This window comes from Azospirillum brasilense (assembly GCF_003349955.1).
GTDB classification, from domain to species: Bacteria; Pseudomonadota; Alphaproteobacteria; order Azospirillales; family Azospirillaceae; genus Azospirillum; species Azospirillum brasilense_B.
Genome location: NZ_QLKQ01000011.1, coordinates 59397 through 72486, shown reverse-complemented (window position 1 = coordinate 72486; position 13090 = coordinate 59397). Strand labels below are relative to the sequence as shown.

General features: G+C 70.6%; 13 protein-coding genes. 9 read left to right on the top strand and 4 right to left on the bottom strand.

Features of this window, described 5'->3' with window-relative positions; genetic code table 11:
- Nucleotides 1–47 precede the first annotated feature (47 nt).
- The 4 genes from nadC to DXK32_RS07375 all read right to left on the bottom strand — a co-directional run bounded on the left by nadC (nucleotide 48) and on the right by DXK32_RS07375 (nucleotide 4117).
- Complete coding sequence (gene nadC / locus DXK32_RS07390) at nucleotides 48–881, bottom strand: carboxylating nicotinate-nucleotide diphosphorylase (protein WP_114857918.1); 834 nt, start codon at nucleotides 879–881, stop codon at nucleotides 48–50.
- Nucleotides 866–2488, bottom strand: a complete 1623-nt coding sequence (locus DXK32_RS07385) for an L-aspartate oxidase (RefSeq protein WP_114857917.1) — start codon at nucleotides 2486–2488, stop codon at nucleotides 866–868. The genes nadC and DXK32_RS07385 overlap by 16 nt, the downstream gene beginning before the upstream one ends.
- 154 nt (nucleotides 2489–2642) lie before the next feature.
- The gene (nadA, locus tag DXK32_RS07380) at nucleotides 2643–3653 is read right to left on the bottom strand and encodes a quinolinate synthase NadA (protein WP_114857916.1); all 1011 of its coding nucleotides are present in this window, start codon (nucleotides 3651–3653) and stop codon (nucleotides 2643–2645) included.
- 101 nt (nucleotides 3654–3754) lie between these two features.
- Nucleotides 3755–4117 carry a hypothetical protein gene (locus DXK32_RS07375; RefSeq protein ID WP_114857915.1) on the bottom strand — a complete coding sequence of 121 codons (363 nt, stop codon included), beginning with the start codon at nucleotides 4115–4117 and terminating at the stop codon, nucleotides 3755–3757.
- 95 nt (nucleotides 4118–4212) lie between these two features.
- Between DXK32_RS07375 and DXK32_RS07370 the strand changes: the two genes are divergently transcribed.
- The 9 genes from DXK32_RS07370 (at nucleotide 4213) to DXK32_RS07330 (ending at nucleotide 13068) form a co-directional block, all read left to right on the top strand.
- Nucleotides 4213–4818, top strand: coding sequence for a biotin/lipoate--protein ligase family protein (locus tag DXK32_RS07370; RefSeq protein ID WP_114857914.1), 606 nt, complete (start codon nucleotides 4213–4215; stop codon nucleotides 4816–4818).
- A complete protein-coding gene (locus tag DXK32_RS07365) occupies nucleotides 4815–5339 on the top strand; it encodes a DUF3305 domain-containing protein (RefSeq protein ID WP_114857913.1) in 525 nt (174 codons plus the stop codon). Before DXK32_RS07370 ends, DXK32_RS07365 begins: the two co-directional genes overlap by 4 nt.
- A complete protein-coding gene (locus DXK32_RS07360) occupies nucleotides 5332–5910 on the top strand; it encodes a DUF3306 domain-containing protein (protein WP_114857912.1) in 579 nt (192 codons plus the stop codon). The genes DXK32_RS07365 and DXK32_RS07360 overlap by 8 nt, the downstream gene beginning before the upstream one ends.
- A 130-nt stretch (nucleotides 5911–6040) precedes the next feature.
- Nucleotides 6041–6721 carry a TorD/DmsD family molecular chaperone gene (locus tag DXK32_RS07355; protein WP_114857911.1) on the top strand — a complete coding sequence of 227 codons (681 nt, stop codon included), beginning with the start codon at nucleotides 6041–6043 and terminating at the stop codon, nucleotides 6719–6721.
- A complete protein-coding gene (locus tag DXK32_RS07350) occupies nucleotides 6711–6926 on the top strand; it encodes a twin-arginine translocation signal domain-containing protein (protein ID WP_114857910.1) in 216 nt (71 codons plus the stop codon). Before DXK32_RS07355 ends, DXK32_RS07350 begins: the two co-directional genes overlap by 11 nt.
- A gap of 31 nt (nucleotides 6927–6957) precedes the next feature.
- Nucleotides 6958–9891 carry a formate dehydrogenase subunit alpha gene (locus DXK32_RS07345; protein WP_114857909.1) on the top strand — a complete coding sequence of 978 codons (2934 nt, stop codon included), beginning with the start codon at nucleotides 6958–6960 and terminating at the stop codon, nucleotides 9889–9891.
- A gap of 25 nt (nucleotides 9892–9916) precedes the next feature.
- Nucleotides 9917–10552: a formate dehydrogenase FDH3 subunit beta gene (fdh3B, locus tag DXK32_RS07340; RefSeq protein ID WP_114857908.1), complete on the top strand. Its 636-nt coding sequence runs from the start codon at nucleotides 9917–9919 to the stop codon at nucleotides 10550–10552.
- A 153-nt stretch (nucleotides 10553–10705) separates the two neighbouring features.
- Nucleotides 10706–11710 (top strand): formate dehydrogenase subunit gamma, encoded by a 1005-nt coding sequence (locus DXK32_RS07335; RefSeq protein WP_114857907.1) that lies wholly within the window; start codon nucleotides 10706–10708, stop codon nucleotides 11708–11710.
- Nucleotides 11711–11784: 74 nt separating this feature from the next.
- Nucleotides 11785–13068, top strand: coding sequence for an acetylornithine deacetylase/succinyl-diaminopimelate desuccinylase family protein (locus tag DXK32_RS07330; RefSeq protein ID WP_114857906.1), 1284 nt, complete (start codon nucleotides 11785–11787; stop codon nucleotides 13066–13068).
- The last annotated feature ends 22 nt before the right edge of the window (nucleotides 13069–13090 follow it).

The window sequence follows — 13090 nt, the reverse complement described above, 5'->3', positions numbered from 1 at the left end:
CGGGTTCCGGGAGGAGGGGACGGTGCGTCCCCTCCCCATTCAGTACCTTACATGTCGAGCCCGATGTCGAGATTCGGCGCGCTGTGGGTCAGCCAGCCGACCGAGATCATGTCGACGCCAGCCTCGGCGATGGCGCGGACGGTGGACAGGGTGACGTTGCCCGACGCCTCCGTCACCATGCGGCCGTCCACCATGGCGACGGCGCGGCGCAGTGTCTGCGGGTCCATGTTGTCGAGCAGGACGACGTCGACCGGCAGGGTCAGCAGTTCCTCCAGCTGCGCCAGCGTGTCCACCTCGACCTCAACCTTCACCATGTGGCCGATGGCGGCGCGGACGCGCTCGACCGCCGGGCGGATGCCTCCGGCCACGGCGATGTGGTTGTCCTTGACCAGAACCGCGTCGTCGAGCCCGAAGCGGTGGTTGAAGCCACCGCCCAGCCGCACCGCGTGCTTCTCCAGGACGCGCAGGCCGGGGGTGGTCTTGCGGGTGCAGACGATGCGGGCGCGGGTGCCCTCGACCTCGCGCACCAGCGCGCGGGTGGCGGTGGCGATGCCGGACAGGCGGCCCAGGATGTTCAGCGCCGTGCGCTCCGCCGTCAGCAGGGCGCGGGCGCGGCCCGTCACGGTGGCGATGGTGGCGCCGGGGGCCACGTCGGCGCCGTCGCCATGCTCCACCCGCAGCTCCGCCGCCGGGTCGAGGGTGCGGAAGGCGGACAGGGCGACCTCCAGGCCGGCGACGCGCCCGTCCCTGCGGGCGGCCACCCGCGCCGTCGCCACGGCGTCCGCCGGGACGATGCTGTCGGTGGTGATGTCGCCGGCCCGCCCGAGGTCCTCCGCCAGGGCGGCGCGGACGATCGGTTCGAAGGTCAGAGGATGGAGCATGCGGCGTCTCCGGAAAGGGGGCCGGCGGCCCCGGTCAGGTCGGTGAGGGTGAAGCGGTGGCGCTGCGCCGCCGGGTCTTCCTGCGGAAAATCGGTGCGGAAATGCGCCCCGCGGCTTTCGGTTCGGGCGAGGGCGGCGTGGACGATCAGCCGCCCGGCCAGCAGACGGTTGCGCGCCTCGCCCCAGCGGCGGACGGCGGCGAGGTCCGCCGGGCCGACGCCGCACAGCGCGTCGAGCGCCGCGGCGAGCCGGTCCAGCTTGCGTCGGGCGGCCAGCAGCCCCACCCCGTCGCGCACCAGCCCGGCGCCCTGATAGAGCGTGCGGCGGGATTCGTCGGTGATGGCGTCGAGCAGGCCGGCTCCGATCTCGCCGGCGACCGCCGGAGCATCGGGCAGGGCGACGGGCGGCAGGGGCGGCAGATCCCGCCCGGCCACGTCGCGCGCCACCCGTGCGCCGAACACCAGCGCCTCAAGCAGGGAATTGCTGGCCAGCCGGTTGGCGCCATGGACGCCGGTGCAGGCGACCTCGCCACAGGCCCACAGCCCGTCCAGGCTGGTCCGCCCGGCCGGATCGGTGACCACCCCGCCCATGTGGTAATGCGCCGCCGGGGCGACCGGCACCGGCTCCCGCCAGGGGTCCAGCCCATGGGCGGCGCAGAGCGCCAGCACGGTTGGGAAACCGTCCGGCCTAGCGGCCAGCGCCGGGCGCAGGTCCAGCCGCACCGGCTCCCCCGCCGCGACGCGGGCGCCGATGGCGCGGGCCACCACGTCGCGCGGCGCCAGCTCGGCCAGCGGGTGCTCCGCCGCCATGAAACGGACCCCGCGCCGGTCGAGCAGCAGCGCACCGGCGCCGCGCAGCGCCTCGGTCAGCAGCGGGGCGGGGTCGGCGTCCACGGCGAGCGCCGTCGGGTGGAACTGCACGAATTCGACGTCGGCGAGCAGCGCCCCGGCCCGCGCGGCCAGCGCCAGCCCGTCGCCGGTCGCCTCCGGCGGGTTGGTGGTGCGGGCGTAGGCCCCGCCGACCCCGCCGGTCGCCAGCACCACGCGCGGCGCGCGGTGGAACACCCAACCTTCGGCGTGGCAGGCCAGCACGCCGCAGACCCGCCCGTGGCGCACCGCCAGATCGACGGCGAAGGCGTTGCTCTCCACCCGGATCGACGGGGTGGCGCGCACCCGCTCGGCCAGCGCCGCGACCAGCGTCGCCCCGGTGGCGTCGCCGCCGGCATGGACGATGCGCGCCGCCCCGTGCGCCGCCTCCCGCCCCAGCAGAGGCATGCCGTCGGCGTCGCGGTCGAAGGGCAGCCCGGCGAGGAGCAGCGCCCGCACCCGCTCCGCCCCCTCGCGGGTCAGCAGCAGGGCGCGGTTCGCGTCCACGAAGCCGGCGCCGGCGGCCACCGTGTCGGCGGCGTGCGCCTCCGGCCCGTCGCCGGGGCCGATGGCGGCGGCGATGCCGCCCTGGGCGTGGTTGCTGGAGCCGCCCGGCAGGTCCGGCGTCTTGGTCAGCAGAGTGACGGCGCGGGGCGCCAGATGCAGGGCGGCGGTCAGCCCGGCCATGCCGGAACCGATGACGACCACCTCCGAATCGCGGACCGTGTAAGGGGTGGGCATGGGCGGGTTCTCGTGATGGAGAATCTAACCCTCTCCCCTCCGGGGAGAGGGTGGCCCGAAGGGCCGGTGAGGGGGTTGCGCTTTCGCCGGACGTACCGTAACGCGCACCCCCCTCACCCTGACCCTCTCCCCAGAGGGGAGAGGGAATGCGGGATCAGCGCGGCTTGACGGCCAGCATCCGTTCCACCGAACGGCGGGCGCGGTCGGCGACCTCCGGTGCGATGGTCACCCGCGGTTCCAGCGTGCGCAGGCTGTCCAGGATGTTCGCCAGCGTGATCTTCTTCATGTGCGGGCACAGGTTGCAGGGCCGCACGAACTCCGTCTCCGGCGCGGCGGCGGCGATGTTGTCGCTCATCGAGCATTCGGTGACCATCAGCACCCGCGGCGGGCGGCGGTCCGCCACGAAATCGACCATGCGGGCGGTGGAGCCGACGAAGTCGGCGGCTTCCAGGACGTCGGGCGGGCATTCCGGATGGGCGATGACGACCAGCTCGTCGAAGCGCCCGCGGAACTCGCGGATCTCGTCGCCGGTGAAGCGCTCGTGCACCTCGCAATGGCCCTTCCAGGCGATGATCTCGACGCTGGTCTGGGTGGCGACGTATTTCGCCAGATACTCGTCGGGCAGCATGATGACGCGCGGCGCGCCCAGCGATTCCACCACCTCCACCGCGTTGCCGGAGGTGCAGCAGATGTCCACCTCCGCCTTCACGTCGGCCGAGGTGTTGACGTAGGCGACCACCGGTACGCCCGGATAGCGCTCGCGCAGCAGCCGCACGTCGACGGCGGTGATCGACTCGGCCAGCGAGCAGCCCGCTCCGGTGTCGGGGATCAGCACCGTCTTGGCCGGGTTCAGCAGCTTCGCCGTCTCCGCCATGAAATGCACGCCGGCCACAACGATCACGTCGGCGTCGGTCTCGGTCGCACGGGCGGCAAGGGCGAGGCTGTCGCCGACGATGTCGGCCACGCCGTGGAAGATCTCCGGCGTCTGGTAGTTGTGGGCGAGGATCACCGCGTTGCGCTCGCGCTTCAGGCGGTTGATCTCATGGACCAGCGGGGCGTGGAACGGCCATTCGACGGCGGGGACCACGCGCTTCATGCGCTCGTAGATCGGCTGCGTCGCCGCGGCGATGTCGGGCGTGTAGGCAAGGCCGGTGGTATCGCGCATGGCGCATTCCTTTAATACTCGCTGTGAGCAAAACCATAAATGCTCGATTGGAGCATATCAAGGGGAAAAGGATGCGCCTTGGGAATCGTCCGTGGCCCGGCCTACTTGGCTTCCTGGCTGCTCAGGTCGGAGGGGTTCTCGGAGCGGGTCGGCTCGTGCCCCATGTCGGGTTCGCTGGCCCATTGGTTGGGGCGCGGCACCGGGTTGCCCTGGAGATCGGGCGGCGCCCGGCGGAGGTCGGCCAGGGCTTGCTGCAGCTGCGATCCCTGGGTTTCGTCGCTGGTGCTGGACTTGGGCGCGCGGACACCCTGTTGGTTGGGCGGCGGCTCCTGGCTCTGCTGCACCTTGATGTCGTTGGACAGCGACTCCTTGTTGACTTCCTGGGCGATGACGTTGCCGGTCATCAGCATTCCGGCGACCAGACCGGAGGAAATGAGGCCGGTGGACATGAGGGCGGCGAGCAAGGCGGCGGACTCCTTTTGGATGAAGGGGTGACAGGGCCGTCCCTTCCCCCAACAGGCGTTGGCACCAACCCTCCCGCTCGCGCGTTATCAGGGGCATGGACCCGACCGACGCCCCGACCCTGCCGCCCATCTTCCAGCCCTGGCCCGCCGAGGCCGATGGCCCCTTCGCCACCGCCCGCCGCTTCGCCGGGGAGGGGGCGGCGCCCGGCACGCTCGTCCACAGCGGCCGGCGCGACCGGCTGGACGTGGCGGTGGTGCTGGTCCCCGACCGCCCGGACGCCGGGGACGGCCTCGCCGCCGTCACCCTGGTCGCGCTGGCCGACGCGCTGGAGGCGCTGGGGCCACCGAACCAGAGCATCCGCTTCGACGGCGCGGGCCGCCTGCTGCTCAACGGCGCGGTGGTTGGCGGGGTGACCGTCGCGCTCGGCCCCGGCGCCGAGGACGGGCTTCCCGCCTGGGCGGTGGTCGGGGCGGAGCTGGACGTCCTGGGCGATCCTGACGATCCCGACCCGGGGCGCCACCCCGACCGCACGGCGCTGCGCGAGGAGGGCTTCGGCGACACCGACGCCGTGGCGGTTCTGGAGAGTTTCACCCGGCATTTCCTGACCTGGATCGACCGCTGGATGGACGCGGGCTTCGAGCCGGTGCGGCGGGTCTGGGAACGGCGGCTGGTTCACACGGCTGGAGGGACGCGGTCATGAGCGGAGCGGCCGAAACGCGCGGCGTCGGCATCGCGGTGGAGCGCCAGCGCATCGACAACCCGTGGGTGGACGCCCGCTGGCGGGTGACCGGCGCCCTCCCGGCGCTGCCCGACCGCGCGCCCTGGACGGTGCTGGCGCAGGACGGCGAGCGCACCGGCTATTACGCGGGGGCGGCGGAGATCGCGCTCCATCCCGGCGAGACGGAGAACTACGTCGCGAATCTGAAGGGCGGCCAGCCGATGCTCTACGTCATCCTGCGCCGCTGCGCGGAGGCGCCGGGGCTGCGGCTGCTGGCCGTCACCGTCGATCCCGGCGAGGTCGACGCCCATTCCGACGCGGGCGACGACCTGATCGAGGCGATCCCCCTGCCGCCCGATCTGGCCGGATGGATGCGCGATTTCGTGGCCCGCCACCACACCGACCGTCCCTTCCACAAGCGCCAGCGCGACCGTGCCGACCCGGAGGCGCTGGCCCGCCGCGCTCCGCTTGCTCACCCTGGGAAGGAGCAGCGCCATGGATGACCACGCCTTGGATGACGGATCCGAAACCTTTCTGTCCCGCTGGTCGCGGCGCAAGCAGGAGGCGCGCGGGGCACCCGTCGAGGCCCCCGAGCCGCAGGAGGAGCGGGACGCGGCGGATGAGCCGCAGGCCATCGCCGTTCCGCCGCCGGAACCCTTCGACCCGGAGAGCCTGCCGCCGGTGGAGAGCCTGGGCGCGGACAGCGACTACACCGGTTTCCTCGCCGGCAACGTCCCGCAGGAGCTGAAACGGCAGGCCCTGCGCAAGGCCTGGACCAGCGATCCCGTGATCGCGGGTTTCCGTGGCTTCGCCGAGTATGACTGGGACTGCAACGCCCCCGGCTACGGCAGGCTGCTCGCCACCGACCGCATCGCCGACCTGCTGGATCGCATCGCCACCGACGAGAAGCCGCCGGAGGAGGAGAAGCCGGAGGAGGTGGTGGTTGCTGGGGAGGGCGAGTCTGAGGAAAGTGAGAGTCTTGCCCCCACCCCGGCCCTCCCCCGCTGCGCGGGAGAGGGTGCCTTAGGCGAAGCGGCGTCCGTCCCCTCCCCTGCGAAAGCGGGGGAGGGTTAGGGAGGGGGCAATGCTTAGGGTTGGGGCAAGACCACCCCGCCCGGACCGCGCAACTTTTGTGCAGTCCCGCTGTTGTGCCTGATGAGCCGGACCTTGACCGGCCACGGAAAAGGCGAAGCGGGGCAAGGGCATGGCGGAAACGGCCATCATCGACGACGCGGATCGGCTGCGGGCGCAGGCGTACGGCCTGCTGGCCCATCTGTTGGCGCGCCCGCCGTCGCGCGACCTGCTGGGCACCATCGGGGCGCTGGCCGGGGACGGTTCGCCGCTCGGCCGGGCCATCAGCGATCTGGCCGTACGTGCGCGTACGCTCGCCGACGCCCCGGACGGCGAACACCGGGCCGAGCGCGAGTATCACGAGCTGTTCCTCGGGGTGACGCGGGGCGAGCTGGTTCCCTTCGCCTCCTACTACCGCACCGGCTTCCTGATCGACCGGCCGCTCGCCCGCCTGCGCGAGGACATGCAGGCGCTGGGCATCGAGCGCGCTCCCGGCGTCAGCGAGCCCGAGGACCACATCGCCGTCATCGCCGAGATCATGGGCGCGCTGGCCGCCGGGACCGTCGGCACGGCGGACGGCGAGCCGGACCTGCCGTGCCAGAAGCGCTTCTTCGAGCGTCACCTCGCCCCCTGGGCGGGCCGCTTCTTCCAGGACCTGGAGGAGGCGTCGGCGGCGCATCTCTACCGGCCCCTGGGCACTTTCGGGCGGCTGTTCCTGGACATCGAGACCAACGCCTTCGCGATGATCGCCGACGCCCCTTCGGCGGCGGCTCGTGGGGCCGACCAGCAGGAGGGCACGATCCATGCGCCGTGACGACAACCCGAAAGCCGGCAAGGCCGGGCTGGAACGCCGCAGCCTGTTGAAGGGCCTCGGGCTGGGTGCGGCGGGCGCCGCCGCTGCCGCCGCGACCCTGCGCGCCGCTCCGGCGGAGGCGATGGATCCTGGGCCTGAGGAGATGAGGTCCCGCTACCGCGACAACGACCATGTGAAGCGTTTCTACGCGCTGAACCGACTCTGACCGCGACGTTTCTTATCCAAGGGGCCGCCCCATGCTCGTCAAGCGCAACGCCGGAACCGCCGCCACCCGCGCCTCCCTCTCCCGTCGCCTGAATGGATTGTCCGCCAATGGACTGTCTGCGCGCACCGCCGGGCTGGGGGAAACCGTCGACCGCCGCGGCTTCCTGAAGACCTCCGGCCTCGCCGCCGGGGGCATGGCGGCGCTGGGCGCGCTGCCCGCCGCGATGATCCGGAAGGCCGAGGCCGGGCCGACCCTGCCCAACGTCGAGGTCGTCACCCGCAAGAACGTCTGCACCCACTGCTCGGTCGGCTGCACGGTGATCGCGGAGGTGCAGAACGGCGTCTGGACCGGGCAGGAGCCGGGCTGGGAAAGCCCGATCAGCCAGGGCGCGCACTGCGCCAAGGGCGCCTCGGTGCGCGAGCTGACCAAGGGCGAGCGGCGGGTGAAATACCCGATGAAGCTGGTCGACGGCCAGTGGCAGCGGATCTCCTGGGATCAGGCCATCGAGGAGATCGGGACCAAGCTGCTGGAGATCCGCCAGCAATCCGGGCCGGACGCCACCTTCTGGCTGGGCTCCGCCAAATTCTCCAACGAGGGCGCCTATCTGTTCCGCAAGCTGGCGGCCTTCTGGGGAACCAACAACGTCGATCATCAGGCGCGCATCTGCCACAGCACCACGGTCGCCGGGGTGGCGAACACCTGGGGCTACGGCGCCATGACCAACAGCTACAACGACATCCAGAACGCCAAGGCGCTGCTGATCATCGGCGGCAACCCGGCGGAGGCCCACCCCGTCTCGCTGCCGCACATGCTGCGCGGGAAGGAGCACAACCGCGCGCCCTTCATCGTCATCGACCCGCGCTTCACCCGCACCGCCGCCCACGCCACCGACTATGTGCGCATCCGCCCCGGCACCGACATCCCGGTCACCTGGGGCATCCTCTGGCACATCTTCGAGAACGGCTGGGAGGACAAGGAGTACATTCGCCAGCGCGTCTACGGCATGGACGAGATCCGCGCCGAGGTGAAGAAGTGGGATCCCGCCACGGTGGAGCGGGTCAGCGGCGTGCCCGGCGAGCAGCTCTACCGCGTGGCGGAGGCGCTGGCGAAGAACCGGCCGTCCACCGTCATCTGGTGCATGGGCATCACCCAGAAGACCACCGGCACCGCCAACGTCCGCGCCCTGTCGATCCTGCAGCTGGCGCTGGGCAACATCGGGGTGGCCGGCGGCGGCGCCAACATCTACCGCGGCCACTGCAACGTGCAGGGCGCCACCGACTTCGGGCTCGACGTCTCCACGCTGCCCTCCTACTACGGGCTGGCGGAAGGGGCATGGAAGCATTTCTGCCGCGTCTGGGACGTCGATTACGACTGGATGAAGAGCCGCTTCGGGTCCAAGGAGCTGATGGAGGCCAAGGGCATCCCGACCACCCGCTGGTTCGACGGCGTCACCTACAAGCCGGAGGAGATCGAGCAGCCCTCGCCGCTGAAGGCGATGGTCGTCTTCGGCCACGGCGGCAACACCGTCACCCGCATGCCGGAGATGCTGAAGGGGTTGCAGCAGCTGTCCCTGCTGGTCATCGCCGACCCGCACCCGACCACCTTCGCCGCCTTCAAGGACCGCAAGAACGGCACCTACATCCTGCCGGCCTGCACCCAGTTCGAGACGGACGGCTCGCGCACCTGCTCCAACCGGTCGATGCAGTGGGGCGAGAAGGTCGTGGAGCCGATCTTCGAGTCCAAGGACGACTACACCATCATCTATCTGCTGGCCCGCAAGTTCGGCTTCGCCGACGCGATGTTCAAGCACATCACGGTGGAGGAAACCCGCCCGGTGCCCGAGGACATCCTGCGCGAGATCAACCGCGGCTGCCTGTCCACCGGCTACACCGGCCAGTCGCCGGAACGGCTGAAGATGCACATGAAGCATCAGGCCGATTTCGACAAGATCACCATGCAGGCGACCAGCGGCCCGCTGAAGGGCGAGTATTACGGCCTGCCCTGGCCCTGCTGGGGCCATCCGGAGCTTCGCCACCCCGGCTGTGCCGTCCTCTACGACACCTCCAAGCATGTGATGGAAGGCGGCGGCGTCTTCCGCGCCCGCTTCGGGGTGGAGCGCAACGGCGTCAGCCTGCTCGCCGACGGCTCCTATTCCAAGGGGTCGGAGATCGAGGACGGCTATCCCGAATTCACCATGGCGATGCTGCGCAAGCTGGGCTGGGACAAGGACCTGACGGCGGAGGAGATGCGCGTCATCCAGGCCATCGGCGGCGACAAGGTGGACGAGGTGAGCTGGCAGACCGACCTGTCGATGGGCATCATCCGCGTCGCGCTGAAGCATGGATGTTCGCCGCACGGCAACGCCAAGGCCCGCGCCGTCGCCTGGAACCTGCCCGACCCGGTACCGCTGCACCGCGAGCCGATCTATTCGCCGCGGCCGGAGCTGGTGAAGGAGTACCCGGCGATCGAGGACCGGCGCGACTACCGCCTGCCGCAGCTTGCCCGCTCGCTCCAGTTCAAGATCGCGGACAGCGACATCCGCCAGCGCTTCCCCTTCATCCTGACCTCCGGACGGCTGGTCGAGTATGAGGGCGGCGGCGAGGAGACCCGCTCCAACCCTTGGTTGGCCGAGCTTCAGCAGTCGATGTTCGTGGAGATCAACCCCAAGGACGCCGAACGCCTGGGCATCCGCGACGGCGGCATGGTCTGGGTCTACGGGCCGGAGGACAGCTCCAAGGCGCGGATGCGCGCCCTGGTGACCGAACGCATCGGCGCCGGCACGGTCTTCATGCCCTTCCACTTCTCCGGCTACTGGCAGGGCAACAGCCTGCGGGAGAACTACCCGCCGGGCACCGACCCCATCGTCCTGGGCGAACCGGCCAACGGGGTGACGACCTACGGCTACGACCCCATGACCTTCATGCAGGAAACCAAGGTGACGCTGTGCCGCGTCGAACCGGCCTGACGCGCCGCAAGGAGGACACGAGACCATGGCCCGCATGAAATTCCTGTGCGACGCGGAACGCTGCATCGAGTGCAACGCCTGCGTCACCGCCTGCAAGAACGAGCACGACATCCCCTGGGGCATCAACCGCCGCCGCGTCATCACGCTGAAGGACGGCGTGCCGGGGGAGCGCTCCATCTCCATGGCCTGCATGCACTGCAACGACCCGCCCTGCGCCGCGGTCTGCCCGGTGGACTGCTTCTACCAGACGGCGGACGGGGTGGTGCTGCACTCGAAGGACCTGTGCATCGGCTGCGGCTACTGCTTCTACGCCTGCCCCTTCGGCGCGCCGCAGTACCCGCAGGCGACCAATTTCGGCGGGCGCGGCAAGATGGACAAATGCACCTTCTGCGCCGGCGGTCCGGAACCGGACAACTCGTTGGAGGAGTACCAGAAATACGGCGCCAACCGGCTGGCCGAGGGCAAGCTGCCGCTCTGCGCGGAGATGTGCTCCACCCGCGCGCTGATGGCTGGCGACGGCGACGTTCTGGCCGACATCTACAAGGAGCGGGTGGTGCGCCGTGGCTACGGCTCCGGCGCCTGGGGCTGGACCACCGCCTACCGCGAGAACGACCGTGGCAACGCCTTCGGCCCGGGCCGCGAGGGCACCGGCGGAAGCTGAGGGGGGTATTGCCCCCTCCCTAACCCTCCCCCGCTTTGCAGGGGAGGGGACGAAACTCCCTCCCCTGCGACAGCGGGGGAGGGCCGGGGTGGGGGCAAGCCTGTCCCGACGCGGCACCCCGCAAAGCGCATTGTCTCTAGGGAAGGACGCGACATGACGAAGCTCCTGCGCCCCCTGCTGGTCCTGTTCGTTCTGCTGCTCGCCGCCCCGGCGGTGCAGGCGCAGTTCTACCAGACGCCGGGGCCGACCTCGCCGACCTCGAAGGACGAGGTGCAGCTCTATCAGACGCCGGACGGCAAACTCTCCGGGCGGATCAGCATCCCGGACGCGAAGCTGGGCGTCCTGGTCCAGCCGGAGGGGCGGGAATGGCGCGAGTTCCGCATGGTCTGGCTGAAGATCATCGCGGGCGCGCTGATCCTGGGACCGATCGCGGCGCTGGGACTCTTCTACCTGATCCGTGGCACCATCCGCATCCAGGGCGGCCGGTCGGGGCGTCAGGTGCCGCGCTTCGGCGGCATGGACCGCTTCGCCCACTGGACGACGGCGGTCAGCTTCCTGCTGATGGCGCTGACCGGGCTGATCCTGACCTTCGGGCGCATGCTGCTGATCCCGCTGATCGGCCACCCGAACTTCACGATGCTGGCCGAGGCCAGCAAGTACATGCACAACTTCTTCAGCGTGCCCTTCGTCCTGGGCCTGCTGATGATCTTCGTGCTGTGGGTGCGCGACAACATCCCGGAGAAGGCCGACCTCGTCTGGCTGAAGACGCTCGGCGGCGTGCTGAGCAAATCCGGCGAGCATCCGGAGGCCGGGCGCTTCAACGCCGGCCAGAAGGGCGTCTTCTGGGCGGTGGTGTTCGGCGGCTTCGCGCTGTCGCTCACCGGCTTCCTGCTGATGATGCCCTTCGCCGTCACCGGGATCGGCGGTATGCAGATCCTCCATGTGGCGCACGGGGTGGTGGCGGCGCTGATGATCGCGCTGATCATCGGGCACATCTACATCGGCACCATCGGCATGGAGGGCGCCTTCGACGCCATGGGCAGCGGCGTGGTGGACGAGAACTGGGCCAAGGATCATCACCGCCGCTGGTACGAGGAGCAGCTCCGCAACGGGCAGGCCGATCCGGACGGACGGCTGCGGCATCATGCGGCGGAGTGAGGCGCGGAACCTCTCGACAGCCGCGCCGGCATGACCGATCCTTCCGCACAACCAATTGTGCGCAGGGGGGATGCATGCCGCTCGACCAACGGGAGTCGCTGTTCCGCCGGATCGCGGAGCGGCGCGACGAGCTTGTCGCGCTGACCCGCGACCTGATCCGCATCCCCACCGTGAACCCGCCCGGCGACGTCTACACCGACTGCGCGGAATTCCTCGGGCGGCGGCTGGCCGGGCGTGGCTTCGCCGTGGAGTATGTGCGGGCTGACGGCGCGCCGGGCGACAGCGACCGATACCCGCGCACCAACGTCGTCGCCCGCGTCGAGGGGCGCGAGCCTGGCCCCTGCGTGCATTTCAACGGCCACATCGACGTGGTGCCCGCCGGCCGGGGCTGGACGGTCGATCCCTTCGAAGGGGTGGTGAAGGACGGGCGCGTCTACGGCCGCGGCGCCTGCGACATGAAGGGCGGGATCGCCGCGTCGATCATCGCCGTCGAGGCGATCCTGGAGGCGGGCATCCCCTTCCCCGGCGCGCTGGAAATCTCCGGCACGGTGGACGAGGAGTCCGGCGGCTACGGCGGGGTCGGGCACTTGGCGACGCTCGGCTACTTCTCCCGCCCGCGGGTCGACCATGTCATCATTCCGGAGCCGCTGAACGTGGACCGCGTGTGCATCGGCCATCGCGGCGTCTGGTGGGCGGAGATCGAGACGAAGGGCCGCGTCGCCCACGGCTCCATGCCCTTCCTCGGCAACTGCGCGGTGCGCCACATGGGCGCCGTGCTGCACCGGATCGAGACGGAGCTGATCCCCCGGCTGGCCGCCAAGCGCACCGCCATGCCGGTGGTCCCGGAAGGGGCGCGGCAATCCACCCTGAACATCAACGCCATCCATGGCGGCCAGCCGGAGGATCACGGCGGCCTGCCCAGCCCGATGGTGCCCGACCGCTGCCGCATGGTCATCGACCGCCGCTACCTGATCGAGGAGGACCCGGAGGAGGTGCGGGCGGAGGTCGTCGGCATTCTGGAGGATTTGCGCCGCGAGCGTCCCGGCTTCGATTACGAGCTGCGCGAGGTGCTGGCCTTCCTGCCCACCCTGACCGACGCCGACGCGCCGGTGGTGCGGGCGGTGGGGGCGGCCATCGAGACGGTGCTGGGCCGCCCGGCGGCACAGGTGGTGTCCCCCGGAACCTACGACCAGAAGCACATCGCGCGGGTCGGGCATCTGAAGGACTGCATCGCCTACGGCCCCGGCATCCTCGACCTCGCCCACCAGCCGGACGAGTATGTGGGCATCGACGACATGGTCCATTCCGCGCAGGTGATGGCGATGGCCGCCCTGTCGCTGCTGCGGGGGGAGGTGTAGGGTCGCGATCGTGGCAACAACT

Coding starts and splice junctions, on each gene's coding strand:
- nadC (WP_114857918.1), bottom strand. CDS start 881: ATGCTCCATCCTCTGACCTTCGAACCGATCGTCCGCGCCGCCCTGGCG.
- DXK32_RS07385 (WP_114857917.1), bottom strand. CDS start 2,488: ATGCCCACCCCTTACACGGTCCGCGATTCGGAGGTGGTCGTCATCGGT.
- nadA (WP_114857916.1), bottom strand. CDS start 3,653: ATGCGCGATACCACCGGCCTTGCCTACACGCCCGACATCGCCGCGGCG.
- DXK32_RS07370 (WP_114857914.1), top strand. CDS start 4,213: ATGGACCCGACCGACGCCCCGACCCTGCCGCCCATCTTCCAGCCCTGG.
- DXK32_RS07365 (WP_114857913.1), top strand. CDS start 4,815: ATGAGCGGAGCGGCCGAAACGCGCGGCGTCGGCATCGCGGTGGAGCGC.
- DXK32_RS07360 (WP_114857912.1), top strand. CDS start 5,332: ATGGATGACCACGCCTTGGATGACGGATCCGAAACCTTTCTGTCCCGC.
- DXK32_RS07355 (WP_114857911.1), top strand. CDS start 6,041: ATGGCGGAAACGGCCATCATCGACGACGCGGATCGGCTGCGGGCGCAG.
- DXK32_RS07350 (WP_114857910.1), top strand. CDS start 6,711: ATGCGCCGTGACGACAACCCGAAAGCCGGCAAGGCCGGGCTGGAACGC.
- DXK32_RS07345 (WP_114857909.1), top strand. CDS start 6,958: ATGCTCGTCAAGCGCAACGCCGGAACCGCCGCCACCCGCGCCTCCCTC.
- fdh3B (WP_114857908.1), top strand. CDS start 9,917: ATGGCCCGCATGAAATTCCTGTGCGACGCGGAACGCTGCATCGAGTGC.
- DXK32_RS07335 (WP_114857907.1), top strand. CDS start 10,706: ATGACGAAGCTCCTGCGCCCCCTGCTGGTCCTGTTCGTTCTGCTGCTC.
- DXK32_RS07330 (WP_114857906.1), top strand. CDS start 11,785: ATGCCGCTCGACCAACGGGAGTCGCTGTTCCGCCGGATCGCGGAGCGG.